This is a genomic window from Serratia sp. SSNIH1 (assembly GCF_002935055.1).
Lineage (GTDB): Bacteria > Pseudomonadota > Gammaproteobacteria > Enterobacterales > Enterobacteriaceae > Serratia > Serratia nevei.
Map to the genome: position 1 here is coordinate 2,257,891 of NZ_CP026383.1, position 26,192 is coordinate 2,284,082.

General features: G+C 61.2%; 21 protein-coding genes. 10 read left to right on the forward strand and 11 right to left on the reverse strand.

Features of this window, described 5'->3' with window-relative positions; translation table 11 throughout:
• Positions 1–14 precede the first annotated feature (14 nt).
• Positions 15–968, reverse strand: coding sequence for a VirK/YbjX family protein (locus C3F38_RS10890; RefSeq protein WP_038880736.1), 954 nt, complete (start codon positions 966–968; stop codon positions 15–17).
• Positions 969–1,162: 194 nt separating this feature from the next.
• Between C3F38_RS10890 and macA the strand changes: the two genes are divergently transcribed.
• Both macA and macB read left to right on the forward strand, forming a co-directional pair.
• Complete coding sequence (macA, locus tag C3F38_RS10895) at positions 1,163–2,278, forward strand: macrolide transporter subunit MacA (protein ID WP_048233241.1); 1,116 nt, start codon at positions 1,163–1,165, stop codon at positions 2,276–2,278.
• On the forward strand, positions 2,278–4,224 hold the full coding sequence (macB, locus tag C3F38_RS10900; RefSeq protein WP_047727959.1) for a macrolide ABC transporter ATP-binding protein/permease MacB: 1,947 nt from the start codon (positions 2,278–2,280) through the stop codon (positions 4,222–4,224). Before macA ends, macB begins: the two co-directional genes overlap by 1 nt.
• Before the next feature lie 86 nt (positions 4,225–4,310).
• On the opposite strand, the gene cspD is transcribed toward macB, so the two are convergent.
• Positions 4,311–4,532, reverse strand: a complete 222-nt coding sequence (cspD, locus tag C3F38_RS10905) for a cold shock-like protein CspD (RefSeq protein WP_004928349.1) — start codon at positions 4,530–4,532, stop codon at positions 4,311–4,313.
• A 356-nt stretch (positions 4,533–4,888) separates the two neighbouring features.
• On the opposite strand from cspD, the gene clpS reads away from it, so the two are divergent.
• Both clpS and clpA read left to right on the forward strand, forming a co-directional pair.
• On the forward strand, positions 4,889–5,209 hold the full coding sequence (clpS, locus tag C3F38_RS10910) for an ATP-dependent Clp protease adapter ClpS (protein WP_004928347.1): 321 nt from the start codon (positions 4,889–4,891) through the stop codon (positions 5,207–5,209).
• 27 nt (positions 5,210–5,236) lie between these two features.
• Positions 5,237–7,516 (forward strand): ATP-dependent Clp protease ATP-binding subunit ClpA, encoded by a 2,280-nt coding sequence (gene clpA, locus C3F38_RS10915; protein ID WP_048233243.1) that lies wholly within the window; start codon positions 5,237–5,239, stop codon positions 7,514–7,516.
• Positions 7,517–7,721: 205 nt separating this feature from the next.
• Here clpA and infA read toward each other — a convergent pair whose 3' ends face one another.
• The 7 genes from infA to trxB form a co-directional block, all read right to left on the reverse strand.
• Positions 7,722–7,940 carry a translation initiation factor IF-1 gene (gene infA, locus C3F38_RS10920; protein ID WP_002211347.1) on the reverse strand — a complete coding sequence of 73 codons (219 nt, stop codon included), beginning with the start codon at positions 7,938–7,940 and terminating at the stop codon, positions 7,722–7,724.
• Positions 7,941–8,045: 105 nt separating this feature from the next.
• Complete coding sequence (aat, locus tag C3F38_RS10925; RefSeq protein WP_047727955.1) at positions 8,046–8,771, reverse strand: leucyl/phenylalanyl-tRNA--protein transferase; 726 nt, start codon at positions 8,769–8,771, stop codon at positions 8,046–8,048.
• A gap of 29 nt (positions 8,772–8,800) precedes the next feature.
• Entirely contained in the window at positions 8,801–10,540 is a 1,740-nt protein-coding gene (cydC, locus tag C3F38_RS10930; RefSeq protein WP_048233245.1) for a cysteine/glutathione ABC transporter ATP-binding protein/permease CydC, read from the reverse strand.
• Positions 10,541–10,542: 2 nt separating this feature from the next.
• Complete coding sequence (cydD, locus tag C3F38_RS10935) at positions 10,543–12,309, reverse strand: cysteine/glutathione ABC transporter permease/ATP-binding protein CydD (RefSeq protein ID WP_047727951.1); 1,767 nt, start codon at positions 12,307–12,309, stop codon at positions 10,543–10,545.
• Positions 12,310–12,484: 175 nt separating this feature from the next.
• Entirely contained in the window at positions 12,485–13,102 is a 618-nt protein-coding gene (gene gstA, locus C3F38_RS10940; protein ID WP_055311998.1) for a glutathione transferase GstA, read from the reverse strand.
• A 93-nt stretch (positions 13,103–13,195) separates the two neighbouring features.
• Positions 13,196–14,083 (reverse strand): LysR family transcriptional regulator, encoded by an 888-nt coding sequence (locus C3F38_RS10945; RefSeq protein WP_047727948.1) that lies wholly within the window; start codon positions 14,081–14,083, stop codon positions 13,196–13,198.
• Between the two features lie 75 nt (positions 14,084–14,158).
• Positions 14,159–15,130 carry a thioredoxin-disulfide reductase gene (gene trxB / locus C3F38_RS10950; protein ID WP_047727946.1) on the reverse strand — a complete coding sequence of 324 codons (972 nt, stop codon included), beginning with the start codon at positions 15,128–15,130 and terminating at the stop codon, positions 14,159–14,161.
• Between the two features lie 654 nt (positions 15,131–15,784).
• Here trxB and lrp point away from each other — a divergent pair.
• From lrp to serS, 5 genes are all read left to right on the forward strand, one after another.
• A complete protein-coding gene (gene lrp, locus C3F38_RS10955) occupies positions 15,785–16,279 on the forward strand; it encodes a leucine-responsive transcriptional regulator Lrp (RefSeq protein ID WP_004928318.1) in 495 nt (164 codons plus the stop codon).
• 120 nt (positions 16,280–16,399) lie between these two features.
• Positions 16,400–20,050, forward strand: coding sequence for a DNA translocase FtsK 4TM domain-containing protein (locus C3F38_RS10960; RefSeq protein WP_055316243.1), 3,651 nt, complete (start codon positions 16,400–16,402; stop codon positions 20,048–20,050).
• Between the two features lie 198 nt (positions 20,051–20,248).
• On the forward strand, positions 20,249–20,860 hold the full coding sequence (gene lolA / locus C3F38_RS10965; RefSeq protein WP_019454555.1) for an outer membrane lipoprotein chaperone LolA: 612 nt from the start codon (positions 20,249–20,251) through the stop codon (positions 20,858–20,860).
• Positions 20,861–20,927: 67 nt separating this feature from the next.
• Positions 20,928–22,214: a replication-associated recombination protein A gene (locus C3F38_RS10970; protein ID WP_055316265.1), complete on the forward strand. Its 1,287-nt coding sequence runs from the start codon at positions 20,928–20,930 to the stop codon at positions 22,212–22,214.
• A gap of 109 nt (positions 22,215–22,323) precedes the next feature.
• Positions 22,324–23,616, forward strand: a complete 1,293-nt coding sequence (serS, locus tag C3F38_RS10975; RefSeq protein ID WP_038880767.1) for a serine--tRNA ligase — start codon at positions 22,324–22,326, stop codon at positions 23,614–23,616.
• A 51-nt stretch (positions 23,617–23,667) separates the two neighbouring features.
• Here the strand turns inward: serS and C3F38_RS10980 are convergent, their stop codons facing one another.
• Positions 23,668–24,033, reverse strand: coding sequence for a DUF1801 domain-containing protein (locus C3F38_RS10980; RefSeq protein ID WP_038880770.1), 366 nt, complete (start codon positions 24,031–24,033; stop codon positions 23,668–23,670).
• A 163-nt stretch (positions 24,034–24,196) separates the two neighbouring features.
• Between C3F38_RS10980 and C3F38_RS10985 the strand changes: the two genes are divergently transcribed.
• Positions 24,197–25,348, forward strand: a complete 1,152-nt coding sequence (locus C3F38_RS10985; protein ID WP_047727941.1) for an MFS transporter — start codon at positions 24,197–24,199, stop codon at positions 25,346–25,348.
• Between the two features lie 47 nt (positions 25,349–25,395).
• Here the strand turns inward: C3F38_RS10985 and pflA are convergent, their stop codons facing one another.
• On the reverse strand, positions 25,396–26,136 hold the full coding sequence (gene pflA / locus C3F38_RS10990; protein WP_015377324.1) for a pyruvate formate lyase 1-activating protein: 741 nt from the start codon (positions 26,134–26,136) through the stop codon (positions 25,396–25,398).
• Positions 26,137–26,192: the final 56 nt, after the last annotated feature.

Below are 26,192 nucleotides of genomic sequence, written 5' to 3' on the forward strand. Positions count from 1 at the left end.
CGGCCCGCCGGGCGTTATCGGGCGCAGAAATGTGCCGCCAATCCTTGTTCCAGCTCGTCCAGCAGCTGATAGCGGCGGCGATACTCGGCGCGCTTCTTGCTGGCAATCTCTTCGATCGGCTTGCGAGCGATGCGTTCGGGCAGCAGGAAATAGCCGCTGTCGAGCGGTTTGGCGCCCATCGACAGCCAGAACTGATCGTAATCGGCGTGCAGTTTGTCCTTCTTCTTACTCTGGTAACGCCAGTTTTGATAGATATGGGTGGCGTTGCCGACCGCCACGATCTGGCGGATGCCGAGGTGCCGCGCCAGCGTGCAGATGCCTTCCAGCACCAGCCGTTTGGGGAACAGGCCGTGACATTCTTTGGTGGTGTGCTGGATCTCGGCGTGCGGCACCTCATGGTTTGCGCCCTGCAGGCCGCCGATGAACAGCGTCGGCTGCTGCTGATAATGCATCAGCGCAAAGGTGATCTCCGCCAGCATCACGCCGTTGGCGTTGCGCAGCAGCAGCGTGGCTTCCCCTTCTTTATTCAGCTTGTCGATCGCTGCCAGTTCCAGCGCGATCGGCGCTTCGTTTTTGCCCATCGCTCTGGCCAGCACGAAAGACTGCGGGCCGAGGTGGCCGAGGCGCATCTTCAGCGGCATGCGCTGCGCGATGAGATCGTAATGATCGCGCAGGGCGAACAGGCATTCGATCTTGCTCATGTTGGCCGCCAGATACGGGCGATGCAGTTTGCACGGCAGGTTCGGCTGTGCGCTCAGGATCTCCTCCAGCAGCGGGTTGCTGGCCAGGGTGCTGAGCAGGCCGCTGGTAGTACGCCAGTTGAGCAGCGAACGGCCGAGAAACTTCAGGCGAAACGAGGTTTTTTTCCAGGCGTTGCTCGGGGCCTTTTCGCCATTGATCAGCGCCGTCATCAGTTGCCAGCCGTTAAGGGGCTGGGCGGAGGCGAGTGGGTAGCTGAGCTGTGACATGATGAAATCCTTGGCTGTATTGAATGGCGCTATTTCATCAAGGCTTCACTAAACGGGAGTTCAATGCTGAACTGTAACCAGGCGTGTCTCCACATTGTGTTGAGCTAAGGTTTAGTTATTCCCTACGGTGCGTGCTAATTTAGCTCCGCCGCCGCAAAGGGCGGTTGATATTCACAAGCACAGGCAGGTCAATTTTGACAGGGTTTAAAGGACATAAACGCCGCTGGATACTCGCTCTGGCGGTCATTGCTGCGCTTGCCGCGGCGGCCGTTTGGCACTTTCGCCATCCGGCGCCAACCGATTTCAAAACGGTAAAGGCCACCCAGCGCGATCTGCAGCAGAACGTGTTGGCGACCGGCCAGCTGGACGCGGTGCGCAAGGTTGACGTCGGTGCGCAGGTCAGCGGGCAGCTGAAAAAGCTGTATGTCGAGATCGGCGACAAGGTGAAGAAAGGCCAGTTGCTGGGGGTTATCGATCCGCAACAGGCGCAGAACAGCATCCGCGAAGGCGAGGCGACGCTGCGTGAGCTGCATGCGCAACTGTTGCAGGTGCAGGCCGAACAGCAGCTGGCGGCGGTCACGCTGCAGCGCAACCAGGCGCTGGCCAAACTGCAGGCAGTGTCGCGCCAGGATCTGGATCAGGCGGCGACGCAGCTGGCGGTGAAGAAGGCGCAGGTGGGCACCATCAATGCGCAGATCGCGCGGAACCAGGCCAGCCTGGATACCGCCAAGATCAACCTGGCCTATACCCGCATCGAGGCGCCGATGGATGGCGACGTGGTGCAGATCACCACGCTGCAGGGCCAGACGGTGATCGCGGCGCAGCAGGCACCGAACATTCTGACGCTGGCGGATCTCGGCACCATGCTGGTGAAGGCGCAGGTATCGGAGGCCGACGTCATTAACCTCAAGCCGGGTCAGAAGGCCTGGTTCACGGTGCTGGGCGATCCGACCCGGCGCTTCGACGGCGTGCTGAAAGACATTCAGCCGACGCCGGAAAAGGTCAACAACGCCATCTTCTATTACGCGCGTTTCGAAGTGCCCAACCCGAAAAGGTTGCTGCGCTTACAAATGACGGCGCAGGTGCATATTCAGCTGGCCGGCGTTGAGCAGGCGCTGGTGATCCCACTGGCGGCGCTGGGCGATCAGATCGCCGACAATCGCTACCACGTCTCGGTGCTGAAACAGGGCAAGGAAGAGAAGCGCGAGGTGGCTATCGGCCTGCGCAACAATATCGACGTGCAGATCCTCAGCGGCCTCGAGGCGGGCGATGAGGTGATCGTCAGCCGCGGCGGCGTGGAGGCCGGCTGATGGCGGCGCTGTTGCAGCTGAGCGGCATCCGCCGCAGTTACCGTTCCGGCGAGCAGACGGTGGAGGTGCTGAAGGGGATCAGCCTGAGCATCGAAGCCGGTGAAATGGTGGCGATCATGGGGGCTTCCGGCTCCGGCAAATCGACGCTGATGAACATTCTCGGCTGTCTGGACAAGCCGAGCGCCGGCGTGTATCGGGTGGCCGGGCAGGATGTGGCGACGCTGAGCGACGATGCGCTGGCGCAGCTGCGGCGCGAGCATTTCGGCTTTATCTTTCAGCGCTATCATCTGCTGCCGCACCTGAGCGCGGCGCACAACGTCGAAGTGCCGGCGGTGTACGCGGGGCTGGGCAAAGCGGCGCGGCGCGAACGGGCGGTGGCGCTGTTGCGGCGTCTGGGGCTGGGGGAGCGCGTCAACTACCGGCCGAGCCAGCTTTCCGGCGGCCAGCAGCAGCGCGTCAGCATCGCCCGCGCCCTGATGAACGGCGGGCAGGTGATCCTGGCGGATGAACCGACCGGTGCGCTCGACAGCCACTCCGGCGAAGAGGTGATGGCGATCCTCAAACAGCTGTGCGCCCAGGGCCATACCGTGATCCTGGTGACTCACGATCCGGCGGTAGCGCGCCAGGCGGAGCGGATCATCGAGATCCGCGACGGCGAGATTATCGCCGATTCGCGTCCGGCACCGCAGGAGAATGCGCAGGCCAAGCCGTTGGCGCTGGCCGCCGCGGCGGCTTCCTGGCGGCAGGTGGGCGGCCGTTTCCGCGAGGCGCTGGTGATGGCCTGGCGTGCGATGGCGGCCAACAAGATGCGCACCGCGCTGACCATGCTTGGCATCATTATCGGCATCGCCTCGGTGGTGTCGATCCTGGTGATCGGCGACGCCGCCAAGCAGATGGTGCTGGCGGACATCAAATCCATCGGCACCAACACCGTCGATATCTATCCCGGCAAGGACTTCGGCGATGACGATCCGACCTACCGGCAATCGTTGAAATACGGCGATCTCGATGCGCTGCGTGAACAGCCTTACATCAGCGCGCTGTCGCCGAGCATCAGCAGCAGCATGCGGCTGCGCTTGGGCAACGTCGACGCGGCGGCCAACGTCAACGGCGTCAGCGAGCAGTTCTTCCGCGTGTACGGCATGAGCTTTACCCAGGGCGTCGGCATCGATCCGCTGCAGGTGCAGTCGCAGGCGCAGACGGTAGTGATCGACGCCAATACCCAGCGGCGGCTGTTCCCGCACCAGAAGAACGTGGTGGGCGAGGTGATCCTGGTAGGCAACATGCCGGCGACGGTGGTCGGCGTGGCCAAGGAGAAACAGTCGATGTTCGGCAGCAGCAAGACGCTGAACGTGTGGGTGCCTTACAGCACCATGGCCAACCGGCTGATGGGCAACAATTATTTTGACTCGATCACCGTGCGCATCCGCGACGGCTACGACAGCAAGGAAGCGGAACAGCAGCTGTCGCGCCTGTTGACGCTGCGTCACGGCAAGAAGGACTTCTTCACCTATAACATGGACAGCCTGGTGCAAACCGCCGAGAAAACCACCCGCACGCTGCAGCTGTTCCTGACGCTGGTGGCGGTGATTTCGCTGGTGGTCGGCGGTATTGGCGTGATGAACATCATGCTGGTATCGGTGACCGAACGCACGCGCGAGATCGGCATCCGCATGGCGGTGGGCGCCCGTTCCGGCGACGTGTTGCAGCAGTTCCTGATCGAGGCGGTGTTGGTCTGCCTGGTGGGGGGCGCGCTGGGGATTACGCTGTCGTTCGCCATCGGCCTGGCGGTGCAGCTGGTATTGCCGGGCTGGCAGATCAGCTTCCCGCCGGCGGCGTTGCTGAGCGCGTTCCTTTGTTCCACCGGCATCGGCGTGGTGTTCGGCTACCTGCCGGCGCGCAATGCCGCGCGGCTGAATCCGATCGATGCGCTGGCGCGCGAGTAAGTAAAAGGCATAAAAAATGCCAGTCACACGGCGGCTGGCATTTTTATCGCAGTACGGTCAATGCAGCGCGACGCTGCCGGAAGCGTTTAGGACAGCGCCTCGCTTTCCACCGGCACAATAAGGCTGGCATGGTTCCCTTTTGGCCCTTGATGCACGTCGAAGCTGACCTGCTGGCCCGCCTTCAACGTTCTGTAACCATCCATCTTGATGGTGGAATAATGCGCGAAAATATCTTCGCCACCGCCGGCTGGGCAGATGAAGCCAAAACCTTTGGCGTTGTTAAACCATTTAACAGTACCCGTCTCCATGCTTTTACATCCCTCGCAACGCTATTTTAAGTGAGATGAATAACTGATTTCGCACCCGCCGTGGGCAGGTAGCAGCGTGGACAAAGGGTGGTTAAAAGACCACCAGCCACGAATTTACACTCTAGAGCAAATGATCGGGCCGTCAAGGGATCGGCTTTTGTCGGCGGGGAGCAGTTCACCAAAGTTTGAAGCAGGTAACGCTATTGCCACGATTCAGTCACAATTGGCCCGTTTTTTTGCGCACGTTACAGTGCGGCGGGACGAAGCCGAAGATGATAAAATAGTAACTATCCCCCACTTTGAATAACCGAAACCTGCCCCCATATAAGAGGGCAGAGCAGAGAAGATGAGCAGCGATGGGCAATAACAACGACTGGCTAAACTTTGAACACTTGGCCGAAGAAAAACAAATCGATGCGGTAAAACCGCCGTCTATGTATAAAGTTATACTTAACAACGACGATTACACACCGATGGAATTTGTGATTGACGTTCTGCAAAAGTTCTTTTCTTATGATATTGAACGCGCAACGCAACTGATGCTCACGGTCCACTATCAAGGCAAGGCGATCTGTGGTGTTTTTACCGCCGAGGTGGCGGAAACCAAAGTCGTTCATGTGAACCGGTACGCAAGGGAGAACGAGCATCCGTTGCTTTGTACGCTGGAAAAAGCCTGAATAAGGCAATCTATTGGGGAGGTGCTTATGCTCAATCAAGAACTGGAACTCAGTCTCAACATGGCTTTCGCCAGGGCGCGTGAGCACAGACACGAGTTTATGACCGTGGAGCACCTGTTGCTGGCGTTGCTGAGCAACCCTGCCGCGCGAGAAGCGCTTGAGGCATGTACGGTGGATCTGGCCGCGTTGCGCCAGGAGCTGGAAGCCTTCATCGAACAAACCACACCGACGCTGCCCGCCGGCGAAGAAGAGCGCGACACTCAGCCGACGCTCAGCTTCCAGCGCGTGCTGCAGCGCGCGGTCTTCCATGTGCAATCTTCCGGCCGCAGCGAAGTGTCCGGCGCCAACGTGTTGGTGGCCATCTTCAGCGAGCAGGAGTCGCAGGCGGCCTATCTGCTGCGCAAACACGACGTCAGCCGTCTCGACGTGGTGAACTTCATTTCACATGGCACGCGTAAAGACGAGCCGGGCCAAGCGCCGAATGCGGAAAACCCGGTGAACGAAGAGCAGTCCGGAGGGGAAGACCGTATGGAAAACTTCACCACCAACCTCAATCAGTTGGCCCGTGTGGGCGGCATCGATCCGTTGATCGGCCGCGATCGTGAGCTGGAGCGCGCGATTCAGGTGCTGTGCCGCCGTCGTAAAAACAACCCGCTGCTGGTCGGCGAATCCGGCGTCGGCAAGACCGCCATCGCCGAAGGGCTGGCCTGGCGTATCGTGCAGGGTGACGTGCCGGAAGTGATGGCGGACTGCACGCTGTATTCGCTGGATATCGGTTCACTGCTGGCCGGCACCAAATACCGCGGCGACTTTGAGAAGCGTTTCAAAGCGCTGCTCAAGCAGCTGGAACAGGATCAGAACAGCATTTTGTTCATCGATGAAATTCACACCATCATCGGCGCCGGCGCGGCTTCCGGTGGGCAGGTGGATGCCGCCAACCTGATCAAACCGCTGCTGTCGAGCGGCAAGATCCGGGTGATCGGCTCGACCACCTACCAGGAGTTCAGCAACATCTTCGAAAAGGATCGCGCCCTGGCGCGCCGTTTCCAGAAGATCGACATCACCGAGCCGACGGCGGAAGAGACCGTTCAGATCATCAACGGCCTGAAGGCCAAGTATGAAGCGCACCACGACGTGCGTTATACCGCCAAGGCGATCCGCGCCGCGGTGGAGCTGTCGGTGAAATACATCAACGATCGTCATCTGCCGGACAAGGCGATCGACGTGATCGACGAGGCGGGCGCCCGCAGCCGGTTGATGCCGGCCAGCAAGCGCAAGAAAACCGTCAACGTGGCCGATATCGAATCCGTGGTGGCGCGCATCGCTCGCATCCCGGAGAAAACCGTGTCGGCCAGCGATCGCGACGTGCTGAGAAACCTGGGCGATCGCCTGAAGATGCTGGTGTTCGGCCAGGATCAGGCGATCGAAGCGTTGACCGAGGCGATCAAAATGAGCCGCGCCGGTCTGGGCCACGAGCGCAAGCCGGTCGGTTCCTTCCTGTTCGCCGGGCCGACCGGGGTCGGGAAAACCGAGGTCACCGTACAGTTGGCCAAGGCGATGGATATCGAGCTGCTGCGTTTCGACATGTCCGAGTACATGGAGCGGCATACCGTCAGCCGTCTGATCGGCGCGCCTCCGGGCTATGTCGGTTACGATCAGGGCGGGTTGCTGACCGATGCGGTGATCAAGCATCCGCATGCGGTGGTGCTGCTCGATGAGATCGAGAAGGCGCATCCGGACGTGTTCAACCTGCTGCTGCAGGTGATGGACAACGGGACGCTGACCGACAACAACGGCCGCAAGGCGGACTTCCGCAACGTGATCCTGGTGATGACCACCAACGCCGGGGTGCGGGAAACCGAACGCAAGTCGATCGGCCTGGTGCAGCAGGACAACAGCACCGACGCGATGGAAGAGATCAAGAAGGTGTTTACGCCGGAGTTCCGAAACCGTCTGGACAACATCATCTGGTTCAACCATCTGTCTACCGAGGTGATCCAGCAGGTGGTCGACAAGTTCATCGTCGAACTGCAGGCGCAGCTGGATGCGAAGGGCGTCTCGCTGGAAGTGAGCGATGATGCGCGCGACTGGCTGTCGGTGAAGGGCTACGACCGTGCGATGGGCGCTCGTCCGATGGCGCGCGTCATGCAGGAGAACCTGAAAAAACCGTTGGCCAACGAACTGCTGTTCGGCTCGCTGGTGGACGGCGGTTCCGTGAAGGTCGAGCTGGACAAAGACAAGAAACAGCTGACCTACCACTTCCTCAGCGCCGCCAAGCGCAAGGCGGACGAGGGCGCGGTGCACTAAGGCCGCCTTCAGGCAAAGAAAAAGCGATGCTTCGGCATCGCTTTTTTTATGGGTGAGATTCACCGTACAACAGAAACGAGTGAGCCCTCTCAGTTTACCTGCGCACCTGCAACCCGTTGTATAACGTCGCTGCGGGGGTAAACGGAAAGGGCTCCCGAGGGATTACATCCTCGATGCCGCCAGCGTGTGGCGCGCGGTGAGCCGATTAACGGCTACGGAAGACAATGCGGCCTTTGCTCAGGTCGTACGGGGTCAGCTCTACAGTGACTTTGTCGCCCGTCAGGATGCGGATATAGTTTTTACGCATTTTACCGGAGATGTGTGCGGTTACCACGTGCCCGTTTTCCAATTCAACGCGGAACATGGTGTTCGGCAGCGTATCAAGAACGGTGCCCTGCATTTCAATATTGTCTTCTTTGGCCATCGAATCCTCTAGGTCTAACTACCTTAGTTTTTAACCGGCAAGATAATGCCGAAAAACCCCCATTATGTAAAGATGTGTCGGTGAACATTGCACCGTTTCCACCAATTAGTTTACTGGAGAGGGCGGTTCAGCCGGCTGTGGGGATATAACTTGCGGCTCCCAGCACGCCGGCGCCAAAGGCCGCCGTTGAAGGGTGCTGAGCTGCTGCAAAAATTGACGGCGCGGAATTTCACGCGCGCCAAGGCGGGCAGTGTGAGCGTTCAGCACCTGGCAGTCAATCAATTCCCCGCCATAAGCAGCAAAATGGCGGCAAAAGGCCATCAATGCGCATTTTGAGGCGTTGGTGACGCGGCTGAACATCGATTCGCCGCAGAACAACGCGCCCTGCGCCACGCCGTACATGCCGCCGACCAGTTGATCATCCTGCCACACCTCCACCGAGTGCGCATAGCCGAGGCGGTGCAGATGCTGATAGGCGCGCTGTACCTCCGGGCCGATCCAGGTGCCTTCATCCGGCCGGTGGGCGCAGGCGGCGATCACCGCGGCGAAGTCGTGATTGAGCGTGATGCGAAACGGATCGTGGCGCAAAAAGCGTTTCAGGCTGCGGTTGAGATGAAACTCGGCCGGGAACAGCACCGCACGCGGATCGGGCGACCACCACAGAATCGCTTCCCCCGGCGAGTACCAGGGGAAGATGCCGCGCTCGTAGGCCGCCAGCAGCCGCGGCGCCGTCAGGTCGCCGCCGATAGCCAGCAAGCCGTTAGGGTCGCGCAGGGCGCCCTCAGGCGAGGGAAACGCCAGCGACTGGGGGGAAAGCTTAACGATGCGCATACAGGCTCTCTGCGTCCTCTACGGGCCGATTACGGCGCCAGGTTGCTGATACGGTTGCGAAAGCGGGCATAGCGGCCCTGCCGGCGCATCAGGGTGGCGTGATCGCCCTGTTCGACAATCCGGCCGTCGTCCATCACGCAAATGCGGTCGAGATGCTCCAGGCCGTACAGACGGTGCGTCACCAGGATCAGCGTCTTGCCCTGACAATGCCGGCGCAGCAGCGCCAGGATCTGCTGCTCGGTTTCGGCGTCCAGCCCTTCGGTCGGTTCGTCGAGCAGCAGCAGCGGGGCTGGGTGCAGCAGCGCGCGGGCGATGCCCAGACGGCGCTGTTCGCCGCCGGACAGCTGCCGGCCGCCTTCGCCCAGCCAGGCGTTCAGCCCGCTGTCGCTGTCCAGCAATTTGCCGAGCCCCACCTGCTGCAGCACCTCGCTCAGGCGAGCGTCGTCGGCGTCCGGCGCGGCCAGCCGCAGGTTTTCCCGCAGCGTATCGCTGAAGATATGCACCCGCTGGCTGACGACCGTGGTCATCCGACGCAGCGTGGTTTCATCATAATCCTCCAGCGGTTCGCCGTTGAGCAGAATGTTGCCGCCGTCGGTGCGCCAGGCGCGGGTCAGCAGCTGCAGCAGGGTGGACTTGCCGCAGCCGGTGCGGCCGAGCAAGGCGATGTGTTCGCCGGCCGCGACCTCGAGCGTGACGTCGCGCAGCACCGGCTGCGGCTGGTCGGGGTAGGTGAAACTCAGCTGCCGCAGGCTAAGCTGAGCGCGATCGGCGGCGGCCGGGCCGGTGGCCGGGAAGGTGACCTCCGGCTGACGATCGATGATCTGTTTGACCCGCGTGGCGGAGGCGATCACCTGACCGAGATGCTGGAAGGCACCGGCGACCGGCATCAGCGCTTCGAACGACGCCAGCGCGGCGAAGACAAACAGTGCGATCAGCGCACCGGGTTGGGTATCGCCGCCGATGCCGGCGGCGGTCAGCCACAGCAACAGCGTCACCGTCAGCCCGCTGGCGAGGATCATCAACGCCTGCGCTTTGCCGCTCAGCGAGGCCTGCTGCCACTGGCGGCGTTGCCACCGCTGTTCGGTGGCGTTCAGGGTCTGGCGGAAGTCGTTGACGGCACCGAACACCACCAGCTCGGCCTGCCCCTGCAGCCAGGCGGTCAGGTCGGTACGGTATTGGCCGCGCAGGGCGGTAAGCTGGCCGCCGATCGGCTTGCCGGCGCGATAGAACACCGGCGGCACCAGCAGCAGCAACAGTAACAGAATGCCGCCCAGCGTCAGGGCGAGCGCAGGATCGAGCCAGCTCAGGCCGTAGGTGACCACCAGGATCACCACCGCCGCGCTGATCAGCGGCGAGATCACCCGCAGATAAAGATGATCCAGCGTGTCCACGTCCGCCACCAGGCGGTTGAGCAGGTCGGCTTGGCGGAAGCGGGCGACGCCGCCCGGCGTCAGCGGCAGGATCTTGCTGAAGGTGAACACCCGCAGATGCGACAGCACGCGGAAGGTGGCGTCGTGGCTGACGACTCGCTCTGCATAGCGCCCGGCGGTGCGGAAGATTGCCGCGCCGCGCACGCCGGCGGCCGGCAGCATGTAGTTGAAGGTCAACAGGCCCGCCAATCCGGCCAGCGACGAGGCGGCCAGGAACCAGCCGGAGAGTGCCAGCAGGCCGATGCTGGCCAGCAGAGTGACGATCGCCAAAAGGATGCCGAGGCTAATCAGCAGGCTATGGCGGCGATACAACGCCAAAAACGGCAGCAAAACGCGCATGATTAAAGCTCCCCGCGGCGATGGGCGATCAGAGTGGCAAACAGGCCCGGTTGGGCGCTGAGGGTGGCGTAATCACCCTGTTGCACGATGCGCCCGTTATCCATCACCCAAATCTGATCGTAGTCTTCGGTATCTTCCAGCTGGTGCGTTACCAGCAGGGTGGTTTGCTGATGCGAAGCGGCATTCAACGCCTGCATCACCCGTTGTTCGCTGTGGGCGTCGAGGCTGGCGGCCGGTTCATCCAGCAGCAGCAGGCTGCGCGGGCCGATCAGCGCCCGGGCGACCGCCACGCGCTGCGCCTGGCCGACCGACAGGCGAGCGGCGTTGTCGCCCACTTCGGTGTCGAGCCCCTGCGGCAGATAAGGGAGCAGTTCGCTGACGTAGGCGAGTTCCACCGCCTGCTGCAGCTGCGCTTCGTCGGCCTGCGGGCAGCCCAGCAGAATATTGGCGCGCAGGGTTTGCGCCGGCAGGTGCGGGTTCTGGCCGACCCAGCTCAGCTGCTGACGCCAGGTTTCGGCGGACAGTTCACGCAGCTCAATGCCGTTGACGGTCAACGACCCGCGATAGGGCAGGAAGCCGAGCAGCAGATTCAGCAGCGAGCTTTTACCGGCGCCGCTCAGCCCGACCAGCGCCACGCGCTGCTGCGGTTGCAGGGTGAAGCTCAGCGGCCCGGCCAGCAGTACGCCGTTCGGCGACAGGATTTCCAACGCGCTGGCCTGCAGCGTCAGCGGTTGATCGGTGGGCAGTTGCCGCGTGCCGCTGCCCATCTGCTCGCCTTCGGCGCTGAGGAAGGTTTCCAGCGCTTCCGCCGCGCCGATCGCCTGCGCTTTGGCATGGTAGAAGGTGCCGAGATCGCGCAGCGGTTGGAAAAACTCCGGCGCCAGAATCAACACCAGAAAACCGGAAAACAGCGTCACGCCGAGGCCGTAGCTGCCGAAGTTGAGTTCGCCGAGGTAGGAAAAGCCGAAGTACACCGCCACCACGGCGATGGAGATCGAGGCGAAGAACTCCAGCACGCCGGAAGAGAGGAAGGCCAGGCGCAGCACTTCCATGGTGCGGCCGCGGAAGTCTTCGGAGGATTTGGCGATCTGCGCGGTTTCGGCCTGCGCGCGGTCGAACAGCCGCAGGGTGTCCAGGCCGCGCAGGCGGTCGAGGAAGTTGCCGCTTAATCGCGCCAGCGCCACGAAGTTACGGCGGTTGGCGTCGGCGGCTCCCATGCCGACCAGCGCCATAAACAGCGGGATCAGCGGCGCGGTCGCCAGCAGAATGATGCCTGCGGCCCAATTGATCGGGAAGACGGCGATCAAAATCAGCAGCGGGATGAAAACCGCCAGATACATCTGCGGCAGATAGCGCGAGTAATAGTCCTGCATATCCTCGATCTGCTCGACGATGATGCTGGCCCAGCTGCCCGCCGGTTTGCCCTGGATCCAGGCCGGGCCGAGCTGCTGCAGCTTATCCAGCACCTGTTGGCGCATGCGCTGGCGGATCACCTGCCCACACAGGAAACCGATCCGTTCCCGCAGCCAGCTTAACAGCGCCCGCAGCGCGAACGCAGCGGCCAGCCAGATAAACGAAGGGATCAGCTGTTCGCGTGGGGTATGCTCGATGATCAGGGCGTGCAGCAGGCTGGCCAGCAGCCACGCCTGCGCCACGATCAGCAGGCCGCTGAACAGCCCCAACAGCATGGAAAGGCGCAGCCAACGCTGCGCTAACGAACTCTGGGTTTTAAGCCAACGGGTTAACTGTTGCTGTCTGGTTTTTTTCATCAGATATGCGTCTGCGTCGCCGGCGCCCGTTTGTTACGGGCTGGGTTAACGTACTGTTAAATAATAGTGTTTGGCGCAATCGGCGACAAACAAGCGAGGTCCCATGTTACCTCGTCACCCGGCAGACTGAAAATAATAAAGCGGCCAAATGTGGCTATAACAGACGCGTTACCGACTATTTGACTTCCTCACTCGCGGCCTCGGCTTCCAGAGCGGCGCACACCGACGCTCGCCCTGCGATCCGCGCCACATAATGCTGGAGCGGCGGCCACTCGCTCAACGAAATCTCGAAGCGCGCCATCCAGCGCAACACGGTAAACAGATAAGCGTCTGCGACGCTGAAATGCGTTCCCAGCAGATAAGTTTGCGGTGCCAAAGCTTGCGCGATATAACCCAATCGCCGCCTCAACTTGTCGCGCAACAACGTCTTGGCGCCGTCGGGCAAGGCATCATTGAATAAAGGGGCGGCGCCGGCATGGATCTCGCTGGTGATGAAATTAAGCCATTCCTGCAGCCGTACTCGCTCAAAGGCCGTCGGTGGCGGCGCCAGCCGGCACTCTGGGCGCAGGTCGGCGAGGTATTGAACGATGGCTGGGCCTTCGGTGATCACATTGCCATCGTCCAGTTGCAGGGCGGCGACGTAGCCTTTGGGGTTGATGCGATAGAAATCCTCACCGTCGGCGCAGCGCTTGCTGCGATTGTTCACCCTGATCAGGGTGAAAGGGAGCGCTAATTCGCGCAGGACGATATGTGGGGCAAGCGAGCAGGCATCGGGAGCAAAATACAGCTTCATGCTATTTCCTTGTGGGTCAATGAGAACGCTTGCCACAGCATGCCGACACGGGCAGCGGCGGGAAAATGGAAATTTCAGAAAGCCGCTATTAGCTCAGCGACTGGTCAGGGTTTGCTCCCGTTCTCGCAGGTAACTCAGCAGGGTTTGGACGGGGGGCTGGGCCGCCGCATCGGATGAGCACGCGAGGCCGAAACGGCGATAAATCGGCGCAACGAGCGGCAGAGCGCAAACCCCGAGCGCGTCGGGCGGGATCACGGAGGCGGGCATCAGCGCAACGCCCGTGCCCTCCCTGACCAGCGTCAACGCCGTTTGCCAATCGCTGACGGTGGCGCGGATATCGGCCAGCGCCAAACCTGACTGCTGCGCCAATCGTTGCGCATTCACATCACACCCGCCGGTCGCCAGGATAAAAGGCAGCCGGAACAGGGCATCCAGCGCCACCGGCCGCCGCGCTCGCGCCAGCGGGTGCGCGCTGGGCACGACCGCCAGCCAGGCATCCTCTCCCAAAGGGAAGCACAGCCGCTCCGGCGCCGGATTGAGCACCACGCCGATGTCTGCCGTTGCCGATGTTAACCAGCTCTCCACTTCGTGATCGGTGCCCTCGAGCGTAATCAGCTCAATGTCGGGGTACAGACGGCGAAATTTGCGCAGCAGCGGCGGCAACAGCTTGCTGAATGCCGACGGGAAACTGGCCAGGCGTATTTTGCCCGCGTGCGCGTTACCGGCTTGTTGCGCACACTGCTGAATGGCTCGCAGTGCTTCCAACATCGTGCGGGCATGGGTGACGATCTGTAGGCCGCTTTGGGTCAAGACGACATTGTGCGGTTGGCGAACCAAAAGCCGGGTGCTCAGCATTGTCTCCAGTTGAGCGATGGCCTGGCTGGCGGCAGACTGCGTCATACCGCAGAGCGCGGCAGCCTGAGTGATGGTGCCGCTGTCGGCGACGGCAACCAGCAGGCGCCAGTGAAGAAGATTATGCATCGGCGTGCATCCTCTTGAAGAGCGAAGACAAAAAAAGCGGCTCGAGAGCCGCTTTTTGCTGGTGGCGAGAAAGCCTTAGCAGACTTCTGCGCCGGCGATGCCGTCCAGGTAACGCTCTGCGTCCAGCGCCGCCATACAGCCGGTGCCGGCGGAGGTGATCGCCTGGCGGTAAATGTGATCCATCACGTCGCCTGCGGCGAAGACGCCGGGGATGGTAGTTTGGGTCGCATTGCCGTGAATGCCGGACTGTACCTTGATGTAGCCGTTTTCCAGCTCCAGCTGGCCGCCGAAAATGCCGGTGTTCGGGCTGTGGCCGATGGCGATGAACACGCCGGCCAGTTCCAGTTCACGGGTTTCGTTTTCCGCTTTGGTGCTGCGGATACGCACGCCGGTCACGCCCATTTCATCGCCCAGCACTTCGTCCAGCGTATGGTCGGTGTGCAGCACGATGTTGCCGCTTTTCACTTTTTCCATCAGCCGGTCGATCAGGATCTTCTCCGAACGGAAGCTGTCGCGGCGGTGGATCAGGTGAACCTCGGCGGCGATATTGGACAGGTACAGCGCTTCTTCAACGGCGGTGTTGCCGCCGCCGACCACGGCGACTTTCTGGTTGCGGTAGAAGAAACCGTCGCAGGTCGCACAGGCGGAAACGCCTTTGCCCTTGAACGCGTCTTCGGAAGGCAGGCCAAGGTAGCGGGCGGAGGCGCCGGTTGCGATGATCAGCGCGTCGCAGCTGTATTCACCGCTGTCGCCGAACAGGCGGAACGGACGCTGCTGCAGATCGACGCTGTTGATGTGATCGAAGACGATTTCAGTCTGGAACTTCTCCGCGTGCTCGCGCATGCGCTCCATCAGCGCCGGGCCGGTCAGGCCTTCGGCGTCGCCCGGCCAGTTTTCCACTTCGGTGGTGGTGGTCAGCTGGCCGCCTTGTTCCATACCGGTGATCAGCACCGGGCTCAGGTTGGCGCGCGCCGCGTAAACGGCGGCGGTGTAACCGGCCGGGCCGGAGCCCAGAATCAGTAATTTGCTATGTTTAGCCGTGCCCATGAATAACCTCTTTATTCCACAATGGCGGACAATGGAACCGATTGTAGGGAAAATGGCGCAGTAAAAAAAGCGCCGGGCGACGTTGTTAACGATTTGTATGATAGTTGTCGCCTATTAATGCACCCGCTGTCGGCAAATCGTACGCTGAACGCAGAAATTTACCTTATCAAAGCCGCATTCGGCTGCCGAATCGCCAACCGCGCAAAAACGGCGCATTCTGCGACTTCAGCCGCTCCCTGCCGGGGTTTATCTGCCAGCGATTCATAACCAAAAATGGGATGCAGACTTTTCGTGACGGTACGTTGTTCTGATTTTGCTTCTTTTACTTTGACAATCCGCTGCGCATTTGCGAAAACATCATAGGAAGAAGAAATTATCCCCGTAACACCAGCAAATCGTACGTATTTGCGCCGCGAGTCGGCAATGCGCGGTGGATGTGCGGAGCAGGGCGCGCAAGCGTTTGCTGATTTTTTCTCGACCTAAACGTCGTTACCGGCGTCGCGCGGGGTTGGACAGACAGGCTGCGCGGCGTGGAATGATGGTAGTGAAGAAGCACATGACAGGCATCGGGTCTTCGCTTGGAACGAACCCTTACACATTGACGTTGGCTAGGGTGTGGCAAGTGCACGGAAGAAAATAAGAGAGACAATAATAATGGCAGACAACAAGAAACGCCCGGGTAAAGATCTTGACCGTATCGACCGCAACATCCTGAATGAGCTGCAGAAGGATGGGCGTATTTCGAACGTCGAGCTTTCGAAGCGCGTGGGGTTATCCCCGACACCATGTTTAGAACGCGTGCGCCGTCTCGAGCGCCAGGGTTTCATTCATGGCTATACCGCATTGCTTAACCCGCATTATCTGGATGCGTCCCTGCTGGTTTTCGTGGAGATCACGCTGAACCGCGGCGCGCCGGATGTGTTTGAGCAATTCAACTCGGCAGTGCAGAAGCTTGAAGAAATTCAGGAGTGTCATCTGGTTTCCGGTGATTTCGACTACCTGTTGAAAACCCGCGTACCGGACATGTCGGCTTACCGCAAACTGTTGGGTGAAACCTTGCTGCGTCTGCCGGGGGTCAACGACACCCGTACCTACGTAGTGATGGAAGAAGTGAAACAGAGTAACCGTCTGGTTATCAAAACACGGTAAGGTGCAGGTGCAAAACCTGATTAAATTGGTTACACTCCTGTTTATTCATACAGTTTCGGCGCCGGGGAAGCTTCTCGGCGCTGTTGCTATGTCAGCTAACAGGAACCTGGAGAGCCTTTCTTGAGCCAGGAATATACAGAAGATAAAGAAGTTACCCTGAAAAGACTCAGCAGTGGCCGGCGTTTGCTGGAAGCTGTGCTTATCGTGGTAGCGATTTTTGCCGTTTACCTCATGGCTGCGCTGGTCAGCTTCAACCCGTCTGACCCAAGCTGGTCGCAGACCGCGTGGCATGAGCCGATTCACAATTTGGGCGGCGGTGTTGGGGCCTGGTTGGCCGACACGCTGTTCTTCACCTTCGGGGTGCTCGCCTACGCGATACCGCCGATCATGCTGGTCCTGTGCTGGGCGGCCTATCGCCAGCGCGGCAACAGAGACTACATCGACTATTTCGCGCTCTCCCTGCGCCTGATCGGCACCCTGGCGTTAGTGCTTACCTCCTGTGGGTTGGCGGCGCTGAACGTTGACGATCTCTATTACTTCGCTTCCGGTGGCGTGATCGGCAGCCTGCTGAGCAACGCCATGTTGCCGTGGTTCAACGGCATCGGCGCCACGCTGGCGCTGCTGTGCGTGTGGGCGGCGGGGCTGACGCTGTTTACCGGCTGGTCCTGGCTGGTGATCGCCGAGAAGATCGGCGGTGCTGTGCTGGGCGTCGCGACGGTGATGACCAACCGCTCACGCCGCGAAGAGCGCTATTTCGAGGATGACGAACGTTACGTTGACGACGAGCCTGAGCAGGCAGGGAAGGGCGCCGCAGCCGCGGTTGCCGCGACCGCCGCCGGAGCCGCGGCCGCCGATGACGACGTGCTGTTCTCCGCGCCTTCTGTCACCGAAAGCGCCAAAGAGGCGGCGGAAGACGCCGCCGATCCGTTGCTCAGCGGCCTGCGAGCCGACGATGGTGAGGTTGAAGCCGACGCCGCGCCAATCGCGCCGGCGGCTTCGCCTGCACCGGCGGTGACGGCAGAGATCCACGAGCCCGTTGCCGCACCGATCGCCACACAGGCGCCGTCGGTCACGGTGGCGCCGGCCGCGCCGGCCTCGGTCAATCAGCACCCGGTGAGCGCCCCGGCGCAAGACGCCACGCCGCCGCTGTATTCCTTCGAAATCCCGGAAGAAACGCCTGCGCCTAAGGCGACGCGTCCCGTCGATCCTTATCGGGACGACGATGAGCCGCGCCTGGGCAATTGGCAAGAGCCGGCTGCGCCGCAGCCGCCGGCGCGTTCTCCCTTTGATTTTACCGCCGCGCAGCGCGACAGTGCCGACGTCAGCGGAGCGGGGGGGTTCAGCGCCACCGGCGCCAAGCCACAGCTGGATACGGCAGCCGCTGCCGCTGCGGGCGCCGCAGCGGCGACCTTCATGCCGGCTTTCACGGCCACCAGCGACGGCAATCCGCAGGTTAAGCAGGGCATCGGCCCTGAGCTGCCGCGGCCGAATCCGGTACGTATTCCGACCCGCCGAGAGCTAGCTTCTTACGGCATCAAGCTGCCTTCGCAGCGTGCGGCCGAGCAGGAACAGCGCCAGGCCGAGGTGGAGCCTCAGCAGCCGACGGCGGTGAGCCCGCAGGAAGAAGAGGCGCTGCAGGAAGCTGCGCTGCGTCAGGCGTTTGCCGAGCAGCAAAGCCAACGCTACGGCGAAAGCTACGCGCCGGAGCAAGATGACGAGAGCGCCCTGCAGGAAGCCGAGCTGAGCAAGGCGTTTGCCGAACAGCAGAGCCAACGTTACGGCGAAGGTTATCAACAGAACGACGAAGAGGCGCTGCAAGAGGCCGCGCTGCGCCAGGCATTCGCCGAGCAGCAGCAGGCGCGCTACGGCCAGCAAGAACCGGCCCCGCAGGCGCCGGCTGCCAGCCCGGTCGATACCCGCAATGCTTTCAGCTTCTCGCCGATGGCGGATTTAGTGGACGATGGCCCGAGCGAGCCGATGTTCACGCTGTCCCCGCAGCTTGAAGAGCGCATTGAACAGCAAAGCGAGCAAGAGGACGACGTGCCGTTCGGCCAGTTTGAGCCTGCAGCGCCGGTTGCCCAACCTCAGCAACCGCACTCGCAGTCTCAGCAGTACCAACAGCCGCAGCAACAGCAGTATCAACAGCCGTCGCAGCCGCAATATCAGCAGCCCCAGCAACCGGTGCAGCAGCCGCCTCAGCAAACTCAGGCCGAGCAACATCCGGCGATGGACAGCTTGATTCACCCGTTCCTGATGCGCAACGATCAGCCGCTGCAGAAGCCGACCACGCCGCTGCCGACGCTGGATCTGCTGACCGAAGCGCCGAAAGAGGTGGAGCCGGTCGACTCCTTCGCGCTGGAACAGAAGGCGCGCCTGGTGGAGGCCAGCCTGGCCGATTACCGCGTGAAAGCCGACGTGGTGGACATCCTGCCGGGGCCGGTCATCACCCGCTTCGAGCTGGATCTGGCGCCGGGCGTTAAAGCGGCGCGCATTTCCAACCTGTCGCGCGATCTGGCGCGCTCGCTGTCGACTTCGGCGGTGCGCGTGGTGGAAGTGATCCCCGGCAAGCCTTACGTCGGTCTGGAATTGCCGAACGCCAAGCGGCAAACGGTGTACCTGCGCGAAGTGCTGGATTGCCCGGCCTTCCGCGACAACCCATCGCCGCTGTCCATCGTATTGGGTAAGGATATCTCCGGCGAGCCGGTGGTGGCCGATCTGGGCAAAATGCCGCACTTGCTGGTCGCCGGTACCACCGGTTCCGGTAAGTCGGTCGGGGTCAACGCCATGATCCTGAGCATCCTGTATAAAGCCACGCCGAAAGAAGTGCGCTTTATCATGATCGACCCGAAAATGCTGGAGCTGTCGGTTTACGAAGGCATTCCGCACCTGTTGACCGATGTGGTCACCGACATGAAAGACGCCGCCAATGCGCTGCGTTGGTGCGTGGGTGAAATGGAACGCCGCTACAAGCTGATGTCTGCCCTGGGCGTGCGTAACCTGGCCGGCTACAACGAGCGCGTCGATCAGGCCGAAGCGATGGGGCGCCCGATCCCGGATCCGTTCTGGAAGCCGACCGACAGCATGGACATCACGCCGCCGGTATTGGAGAAAGAGCCGTACATCGTAGTGATGGTCGACGAATTCGCCGATCTGATCATGACGGTTGGCAAGAAGGTCGAAGAGTTGATCGCTCGCCTGGCGCAGAAAGCGCGTGCGGCGGGTATCCACCTGGTGCTGGCGACCCAGCGTCCGTCGGTGGATGTGATCACGGGTCTTATCAAGGCCAACATCCCGACGCGTATCGCCTTTACCGTGTCGAGCAAAATCGACTCCCGCACCATCCTCGATCAGGGGGGGGCCGAGTCCTTGCTGGGTATGGGTGACATGCTCTATCTGGCGCCGAACTCCTCGATTCCGGTGCGCGTACATGGCGCATTCGTGCGCGATCAGGAAGTGCACGCGGTGGTCAAGGATTGGAAAGCGCGCGAGCGGCCCCAATATAAAGAGGGTATTCTCAGCGGCGGCGAAGACGGCGAGGGCGGTGCCGGCGGCGGTATGGACGGTGACGAAGAGCTGGATCCGTTGTTTGACCAGGCGGTGGATTTCGTGGTGGATAAACGCCGCGCCTCCATCTCCGGCGTGCAGCGCCAGTTCCGTATCGGTTATAACCGCGCGGCGCGCATCATCGAACAGATGGAAGCGCAGGGCATCGTCAGCGAGCAGGGGCACAACGGCAACCGCGAGGTGCTGGCGCCGCCTCGGCACGATTGATGGTCGTTTAGCCATTGCAATTCAATCAGAAAGGGCCGCTTAAGCGGCCCTTGTGCAAAGAAGCGTAAACCCGTTTCTTCTCGGAACATTGGCCTACCGGCCGATCGCCGGCTTCGGGTAAAGTGAGCGGGTATAGGGTTGATTTGACCCGCACGGCGTCGCCCTGCGGTTAACGCATTTCATAAGGTATCTGGAATAATGAAAAAACTGTTAGTTGCCTGCTGTCTGCTTTCGGGATTCGCTTCTACCTCCGTGCTGGCCGATGCCGCACAGGATCTGCAAAGTCGCCTGGCGAAGGTGAACAGTTTCCACGCCAGCTTCTCACAAACCGTGACCAGCGCCGACGGCGCCGCGGTGCAACAGGGGGAAGGCGAGCTGTGGGTGAAGCGGCCAAACCTGTTCAACTGGCACATGACCTCGCCCGATGAGAGCGTGCTGGTCTCCGATGGCCAGACCCTGTGGTTCTATAACCCGTTCGTCGAGCAGGTGACGGCGACCTGGCTGAAGAACGCCACCGGCAATACGCCGTTTATGCTGATCACCCGCAATAATGCCAGCGACTGGAAACAGTACAACGTGAAGCAAAAGGGCGATGATTTCGAGCTGACGCCGAAGTCCGCCAGCGGCAACCTGAAGCAGTTCGCCATCAGCGTGACCAACAGCGGTACCATTCGTAGCTTCGCTGCGGTGGAGCAGGATGGTCAGCGCAGTTCCTATACGCTGAAAAGCCAGCAGAACGTCGCCGCCGATCCGGCCAAATTCAAATTTACCCCGCCGAAGGGGGTGACGCTGGACGACCAGCGCCAGTGAGGTGCAAGTGAGTAATAATCTGTCGCTCGATTTTTCCCAGAACGAGTTCCAGCCGTTGGCCGCGCGTATGCGGCCGACCACGCTGGCGCAGTATATCGGCCAGCAGCACCTGCTGGCCGCCGGCAAGCCGCTGCCGCGCGCCATCGAGGCCGGGCAGCTGCACTCGATGATTTTATGGGGGCCGCCGGGCACCGGGAAGACGACACTGGCAGAGCTGATCGGCCGTTACGGTCAGGCGGATGTCGAACGGATCTCCGCCGTGACCTCCGGTATCAAGGAGATCCGCGAGGCGATCGAGCGGGCGCGGCAAAATCGCGACGCCGGCCGCCGCACCATCCTGTTCGTCGACGAAGTGCACCGCTTCAATAAGAGCCAGCAGGACGCTTTCCTGCCGCACATCGAAGACGGCACCATCACCTTTATCGGTGCCACCACCGAAAACCCGTCGTTCGAACTGAACTCGGCGCTGCTGTCGCGCGCCCGCGTCTATTTGTTGAAGGCGCTGACCGCCGAAGACATCGGCCAGGTGCTGGATCAGGCGATGAACGACAAGGCGCGCGGTTTTGGCGGCCAGAACGTCGAGCTGCCGGCCGAAACGCGCCGCCTGCTGTCGGAACTGGTGGGCGGCGACGCGCGCCGGGCGCTGAACAGCCTGGAAATGATGGCGGACATGGCGGAGCTCGACGTCAAAGGCGTGCGGGTGCTGACGCCCGAGCTGCTGAAAGAGGTGTCGGGCGAGCGCAGCGCGCGCTTCGACAACAAGGGCGACCGTTATTACGACCTGATTTCCGCGCTGCATAAATCGGTGCGTGGCTCGGCGCCGGACGCCGCGCTGTACTGGTATGCGCGCATCATTACCGCCGGCGGCGATCCGCTCTATGTGGCGCGCCGCCTGCTGGCGATTGCCTCTGAAGACGTGGGCAACGCCGATCCGCGCGGCATGCAGGTGGCGATCGCCGCCTGGGATTGTTTCACCCGCGTGGGGCCGGCGGAGGGCGAGCGCGCCATTGCGCAGGCGATCGTTTATCTCGCCTGCGCGCCGAAAAGCAACGCGGTCTACACCGCGTTCAAGGCCGCCATGCGCGACGCCAAAGAGCAGGCCGATTATGACGTGCCGGAGCATTTGCGCAACGCGCCGACCAAGCTGATGAAGGAGATGGGGCTGGGGGCGGAGTACCGTTACGCTCACGACGAACCCAACGCCTACGCCGCCGGCGAGAACTATTTCCCGCCTGAAATGGCCCATACGCGCTACTATCAACCGACGTCGCGCGGGCTGGAAGGGAAAATCGGCGAAAAGTTGGCATGGCTGGCTGAGCAGGATCAAAATAGCCCGACAAAACGCTACCGCTAGCGAGGCCGTTGCGGTAAGGTTAGCGGGTATCACTCTTCTTTTATGCGGCTATAAATCAGCCGCATAGAACAACAACACTTCTTTCAATAACAACAAGCACAGGATTAGCATGCTCGATCCCAATCTGCTGCGTAATGAGCTAGACGCAGTCGCCGTCAAACTGGCTCGCCGAGGCTTTAAACTCGATCTGGATCTGCTGCGTTCGCAGGAAGAACGTCGCAAAGTTCTGCAGGTAGAAACTGAAACGCTGCAAGCGGAACGCAACTCCCGATCGAAATCCATCGGCGCGGCCAAAGCGCGTGGGGAAGACATCGAGCCGCTGCGTCGCGAAGTGAACGAGCTGGGTGACAAGCTGGATGCCGCCAAGGCGGCGCTGGATGCGCTGCAGAGCGAGATCCGCGATTACGCCCTGACGCTGCCTAACCTGCCGGACGACGCCGTGCCGGATGGTAAAGACGACAGCGAAAACCTGGAAGTGACCCGCTGGGGCGAACCGCGCCAGTACGACTTCGCGGTGCGCGATCACGTCGATCTGGGCGAAATGGCCGGCGGGCTGGATTTTGCCGCCGCGGTTAAGCTGACCGGTTCGCGCTTCGTGGTGATGAAAGGGCAAATCGCCCGCATGCACCGTGCGCTGTCCCAGTTCATGCTGGATCTGCACACTGAGCAGCACGGCTACCTGGAGGCCTACGTGCCTTACCTGGTCAACCACGCCACGCTGTACGGTACCGGCCAGCTGCCGAAGTTCGGCGAAGACCTGTTCCATACCCGTCCGCTGGAAGAAGAAGCCGACAGCAGCAACTACGCGCTGATCCCAACGGCGGAAGTGCCGCTGACCAACCTGGTGCGCGACGAGATCGTGGAAGAGGAATCTCTGCCGCTGAAAATGACCGCACACACGCCATGCTTCCGTGCTGAAGCCGGTTCTTACGGCCGTGACACCCGCGGTTTGATCCGCATGCACCAGTTCGACAAGGTTGAAATGGTGCAGATCGTTCGTCCGGAAGATTCGATGGATGCCCTGGAAGAGCTGACCGGCCACGCGGAAAAAGTGCTGCAGCTGTTGAACCTGCCTTACCGCAAGGTGCTGCTGTGCACCGGCGACATGGGCTTCGGCGCGTGCAAAACTTACGATCTGGAAGTGTGGCTGCCGGCGCAGGATACCTACCGCGAGATCTCGTCCTGCTCCAACATGTGGGACTTCCAGGCTCGCCGCATGCAGGCGCGCTGCCGCAGCAAAGCCGACAAGAAACCGCGTCTGGTCCACACCCTGAACGGCTCGGGCTTGGCGGTTGGCCGTACGCTGGTGGCGGTGTTGGAAAACTACCAGCAGGCCGACGGCCGCATTCAGGTACCTGAAGTGCTGCGTCCTTATATGGGCGGCCTGGAATATATCGGCTAAACGGCAAACCACGAAAAAAGCGCCTGCGGGCGCTTTTTTTATGTCGAGAATTCAGCCCGTAGTCAGCGTATAAGCCTGTTGAATGTAGTCCGCCAGATGCTTGCTTTTCACCTCGTCGGGCGAGTGGAGCTTGATGTGCCGCCGATACTGGCCGCTGCCTTCAAGTTGCTGATAGCGATCTTCCAGTCGGTGCCCTTGGCCGAATTCCACCGTGACGTGATTGCGGTAGGCGAAAACGCCGCAGAAAAATTGGCTATGCGAGAACATGATGCCGCCGTATTTGACCGATTCGGTGACGCCGTTGCCGCTCTCCGCAGCGATCCGCCGCACCTGCTGCACAATGGCCAGCAGGTCACCTTGCGTGCTGCCGATGTCCGCCAGCAGGGCCTCTACCACCGCATTATTTGCCTGACTCATCTTGTTTCTCCGTCGTCAAATTCGCACTGTGCTGAGCATAGCGCTTTTTCAGCCGGTTAGCCGGAAACAAATCGTGCGGTGAAATGATAAGAGGCGATTGACTTTTTTATCGCCAGTGGCATGATGCGCGCACTCTCATTGCGCGTTCGGTCACAATCTCACTATGTCCGCATACTCTCGCCCAGTGCTCTTATTGCTCTGCGGCCTCTTGCTGCTCACGGTATCCATTGCCGTTTTGAATACGCTCGTGCCTCTTTGGTTAACCCATGCTCAGCTGTCGACCTGGCAGGTGGGAATGGTCAGCTCCTCTTATTTCAGCGGCAACCTGTTGGGCACGCTGGTAGCGGGCAAACTGATCCAGCGCGTCGGCTTTACCCGCAGCTATCATCTTTCTTGTCTGGTGTTCGCCGCCGCAACCGCCGGCATGGTGCTGTCGATCGATTTTTGGAGCTGGCTGGGCTGGCGCTTCTTCGCCGGCGTCGGCTGCGCCTGGATTTGGGTGATCGTGGAAAGCGCGCTGTTGCGCAGCGGCAATCTCAGCAACCGTGGCCAGCTGCTGGCGGCCTATATGATCGTTTATTACCTCGGTACGGTGACCGGCCAATTGTTGTTGAGCATGACCTCGACGGAATTGCTGCACGTGGTGCCGTGGGTGACCGCCATCGTGATCAGCGCGATGTTGCCGATGCTGTTTGCGCGGGTCAACCGCCATGAAGACGAGCCGCAGCAGGCAGCGGTGTGGACAATGCTGAAACGCCGCAGCGCGCGCCTCGGCATCAATGGCTGCATCATTTCCGGCATCGTGCTCGGTTCGCTGTACGGCCTGATGCCGCTGTACCTCTCCCATCAGGGCATGAGCGACGCCAACGTCGGTTACTGGATGGCGCTGCTGGTCAGCTCAGGCATCGTCGGCCAATGGCCGGTCGGTCGCCTGGCCGATCGTTACGGGCGTCTGCTGGTGCTGCGCATTCAGGTATTCGTGGTGATCCTCGCCAGCGTGGCGATGCTCGGTAACTACGCCATGGCGCCTTCGCTGTTCATCCTCGGCTGCGCCGGCTTTACCCTGTACCCGGTGGCGATGTCCTGGGCCTGTGAGAAGGCGCTACCGCACGAGTTGGTGGCGATGAACCAGGCGCTGCTGATGAGCTACACCATCGGCAGCCTGCTGGGCCCGTCGATGACGGCGCTGCTGATGCAAAACTACTCCGATCGCGTGCTGTTCGTGATGATCGCTGCCGTGGCGCTGGTTTACCTGCTGATGCTGCTGAAGAAGCAGAAGCCGGATCACCATCACACGCCGTTCGCTGCCGCCTGAGCATAAAAAAACCGGCCATGAGCCGGTTTTTTTTGGCGCTGCGCCAATCAGTAAATGACTTTGTGGCCGTAGCTTTCCAGGATGCCTTTGACGCGATCCATGGTCTCGGCCTTCGGCGGATGAACGCCGTCCAGCTTGTACTCTTCCCCCATCGCCACCCATTTGTGCTTGCCCAGCTCGTGGTAGGGCAGCAGCTCGATTTTCTCGATATTGGTCATGTCTTTGGTGAACTCGCCCAGCAGGTGCGCCGACTTGTCGTCGTCTGACCAACCCGGCACCACCACGTAGCGGATCCAGGTGCGCTGGTTGCGTTTCGCCAGGTAGCGGGCGAATTCCAGCGTGCGGTGGTTGGAGACGCCGACCAGGTTCTGGTGGATCTCGTCGTTCATCTGTTTCAGGTCCAGCATCACCAGATCGGTGGTGTCCAGCAGCTCGTCGATCACCGGATCGTAGCGGCGCACGAAGCCATTGGTGTCCAGGCAGGTATTGATGCCTTCGGCGTGGCAGGCGCGGAACCAGTCGCGCACGAATTCTGCCTGCAGGATCGCCTCGCCGCCGGACGCGGTCACGCCGCCGCCGGAGGCGTTCATGAAGTGGCGGTAGGCCACCGCGTCTTTCATCAGCTCTTCAACGGTCACTTCTTTGCCGCCGTGGGTATCCCAGGTGTCGCGGTTATGGCAATAGAGGCAGCGCATCAGGCAGCCCTGGAAGAAGACGATAAAGCGGATCCCTGGCCCGTCGACGGTGCCGCAGGATTCGAAGGAGTGGATGCGACCAGTTACTGACATTGCGGGGTTTTCTCCAATATTGACTGTCAAACGCAGTCTAAAAATAGGCGCGTGGC

What these genes read in the sequence shown, in the direction of transcription:
- pflA (WP_015377324.1), bottom strand. Translation starts at nt 26,136, where the DNA reads ATGTCAGTAACTGGTCGCATCCACTCCTTCGAATCCTGCGGCACCGTC.
- clpS (WP_004928347.1), top strand. Translation starts at nt 4,889, where the DNA reads ATGGGCAATAACAACGACTGGCTAAACTTTGAACACTTGGCCGAAGAA.
- C3F38_RS10945 (WP_047727948.1), bottom strand. Translation starts at nt 14,083, where the DNA reads ATGCATAATCTTCTTCACTGGCGCCTGCTGGTTGCCGTCGCCGACAGC.
- C3F38_RS10970 (WP_055316265.1), top strand. Translation starts at nt 20,928, where the DNA reads ATGCGGCCGACCACGCTGGCGCAGTATATCGGCCAGCAGCACCTGCTG.
- trxB (WP_047727946.1), bottom strand. Translation starts at nt 15,130, where the DNA reads ATGGGCACGGCTAAACATAGCAAATTACTGATTCTGGGCTCCGGCCCG.
- cydD (WP_047727951.1), bottom strand. Translation starts at nt 12,309, where the DNA reads ATGAAAAAAACCAGACAGCAACAGTTAACCCGTTGGCTTAAAACCCAG.
- cydC (WP_048233245.1), bottom strand. Translation starts at nt 10,540, where the DNA reads ATGCGCGTTTTGCTGCCGTTTTTGGCGTTGTATCGCCGCCATAGCCTG.
- gstA (WP_055311998.1), bottom strand. Translation starts at nt 13,102, where the DNA reads ATGAAGCTGTATTTTGCTCCCGATGCCTGCTCGCTTGCCCCACATATC.
- lrp (WP_004928318.1), top strand. Translation starts at nt 15,785, where the DNA reads ATGGCAGACAACAAGAAACGCCCGGGTAAAGATCTTGACCGTATCGAC.
- aat (WP_047727955.1), bottom strand. Translation starts at nt 8,771, where the DNA reads ATGCGCATCGTTAAGCTTTCCCCCCAGTCGCTGGCGTTTCCCTCGCCT.
- serS (WP_038880767.1), top strand. Translation starts at nt 22,324, where the DNA reads ATGCTCGATCCCAATCTGCTGCGTAATGAGCTAGACGCAGTCGCCGTC.
- C3F38_RS10980 (WP_038880770.1), bottom strand. Translation starts at nt 24,033, where the DNA reads ATGAGTCAGGCAAATAATGCGGTGGTAGAGGCCCTGCTGGCGGACATC.
- macB (WP_047727959.1), top strand. Translation starts at nt 2,278, where the DNA reads ATGGCGGCGCTGTTGCAGCTGAGCGGCATCCGCCGCAGTTACCGTTCC.
- lolA (WP_019454555.1), top strand. Translation starts at nt 20,249, where the DNA reads ATGAAAAAACTGTTAGTTGCCTGCTGTCTGCTTTCGGGATTCGCTTCT.
- C3F38_RS10985 (WP_047727941.1), top strand. Translation starts at nt 24,197, where the DNA reads ATGTCCGCATACTCTCGCCCAGTGCTCTTATTGCTCTGCGGCCTCTTG.
- clpA (WP_048233243.1), top strand. Translation starts at nt 5,237, where the DNA reads ATGCTCAATCAAGAACTGGAACTCAGTCTCAACATGGCTTTCGCCAGG.
- cspD (WP_004928349.1), bottom strand. Translation starts at nt 4,532, where the DNA reads ATGGAGACGGGTACTGTTAAATGGTTTAACAACGCCAAAGGTTTTGGC.
- C3F38_RS10890 (WP_038880736.1), bottom strand. Translation starts at nt 968, where the DNA reads ATGTCACAGCTCAGCTACCCACTCGCCTCCGCCCAGCCCCTTAACGGC.
- infA (WP_002211347.1), bottom strand. Translation starts at nt 7,940, where the DNA reads ATGGCCAAAGAAGACAATATTGAAATGCAGGGCACCGTTCTTGATACG.